We start from the raw sequence: 254 nt of genomic DNA on the forward strand, positions 1-254 counted from the left end.
GGCTGACCCGCATGGTGCGCAAGCTGCAGGACATGCGCGAGCGCGATCTTGAGCTCAACAGCCAGCTGCAGGAGAACATCAGCCGCGTCAATGCCCAGATAGCCGAGACCAACCGGGCCGAGACCCTGCGCCAGCAAGCCATAGAGGATCTGGAGAACGAGGTGTTCCAGCGGGAGAAGGCCCAGTTGCACCTGGGGGAGCGTACCGCCCTGTTGCGCTCCTTCATCGACTGCTCTCCGGACCTGGTCTACTAC

At 63.0% G+C, this 254-nt stretch carries 1 protein-coding gene; it reads left to right on the top strand.

Translation table 11 applies throughout. From position 1 onward, the window contains the following. Nucleotides 1-254 (top strand): hypothetical protein (locus tag B4920_RS27085; protein ID WP_216820100.1); only part of this gene is annotated, 254 nt, incomplete at both ends.

The organism is Zoogloea sp. LCSB751, from assembly GCF_002028455.1.
In the GTDB taxonomy this organism is placed as follows: Bacteria; Pseudomonadota; Gammaproteobacteria; order Burkholderiales; family Rhodocyclaceae; genus Zoogloea.